General features: G+C 44.6%; 2 protein-coding genes. One reads left to right on the forward strand and one right to left on the reverse strand.

Going from position 1 to position 1,407, the window contains the following annotated elements; translation table 11 throughout:
* Window positions 1–263 precede the first annotated feature (263 nt).
* The gene (gene grpE / locus Q338_RS12485) at window positions 264–830 is read left to right on the forward strand and encodes a nucleotide exchange factor GrpE (RefSeq protein ID WP_034296082.1); all 567 of its coding nucleotides are present in this window, start codon (window positions 264–266) and stop codon (window positions 828–830) included.
* Between the two features lie 150 nt (window positions 831–980).
* On the opposite strand, the gene Q338_RS12490 is transcribed toward grpE, so the two are convergent.
* Window positions 981–1,187: a glycine zipper 2TM domain-containing protein gene (locus Q338_RS12490; protein WP_034296077.1), complete on the reverse strand. Its 207-nt coding sequence runs from the start codon at window positions 1,185–1,187 to the stop codon at window positions 981–983.
* Between the last annotated feature and the right edge of the window lie 220 nt (window positions 1,188–1,407).

Consider the following 1,407-nt stretch of genomic DNA (forward strand, 5'->3'; position numbering starts at 1 on the left):
AACAAGCTGACAAAATCTCGCCGTGTTACGCGTGATTTTGAAACTAAAATTAAGGGCTATTGAATTGATATTTCAAATAACCTTTTAATTTTATTATAAAAATATGTGTAGATACCCATACCCACAGGAGAGGGAACAGATGAGTGGTAGACAAAAATTTGTAGGGTAATGAAAGGCTGCCTGAAACTTGAAATGCCGCCGCTCTCCCCCATATTTAGGACTGCATAATGAAATTCAACAACCCATTCAGAAAAGACAAAACCATGACCGAACAAAACCAAACGCCCGAAACCGAAAACCCCGAAGTAGCCAACGAAACCCACACCGAAACCACACCGCCCACTTACGAAGAATTGCAAGCGCGTGTGGCGGAATTGGAAGGCATGTTGAAAGATGAGCAATTGCGTGGTTTGGCGAATGAGCAGAATTTGCGCCGCCGCTTCCAAGAAGAATTGCAAGCCACCCACAAATTCGCCGCACAAAAATTTGCTGCTGAAATGCTGATTGTCAAAGATTATTTGGAAATGGCATTGCTTGACCAAAGCGGCAATTTTGACGCGATGAAAATGGGCGTGGGCATGACTTTAGACGTGTTGAAAAAAGCCTTTGAAACCACCCAAATCAAAGAAATCGCCCCACAACAAGGCGATAAATTAGACCCCCATCAACACCAAGCCATGCAAGAAGTGGAAGCCGCCGATGTGGAAGCAGGCGCAGTAGTCAGCTTGCTGAAAAAAGGCTACACCATGCACGACCGCGTGTTGCGCCCAGCGATGGTAACCACCGCCAAAGCCGTAGCCGCCGAAAGCAGCGAAACCGAAGCTGAATAAGTTTATAGTGAATTCAATTTAAATATGTACTATGTGTACACGGCGGTCGCTGTTGCCTTGTCCTGATTTAAATTGAATCCACTATATTTAATAAAATAACAAGGCAGCCTGAAAAATTTTTCAGGCTGCCTTTATTTTAATTCAACAGAATTATTTGATTTGGCTACCGATCACGCCACCCAAAGCCGCACCGCCCAAAGTTGCGCCTGTGTCGCCGCCAATCAAATTACCCGCCGCGCCACCCACTACTGCGCCGATGGCGGCATTGCGTTGGCTGGTGGTCATGCCGTTGGTGGTGCAGGCTGCCAAACTTGCGCTCACCAATACCAAAGCCAAAGTTTTAGAAATTGTGTTCATGAGATTGCTCCTGTTTTCGTTAGAAGATGGCGAAAGTATCGCACGATTGCCCCTAATTGAATATTACCTAATGCGTAAAAACGCGTTGAATTTTGCAAAATTCAGGCAGCCTTTCAGTACACGACAAAAAAAGTACAATAAAAAAAGAAGTCCGCATCAATTCAGTGGTATCGTATTAATTTTCTCACGACTAATCCAATATGACTGAATTGAGCGAACT

Source organism: Alysiella crassa DSM 2578, assembly GCF_000745955.1.
GTDB lineage: Bacteria > Pseudomonadota > Gammaproteobacteria > Burkholderiales > Neisseriaceae > Simonsiella > Simonsiella crassa.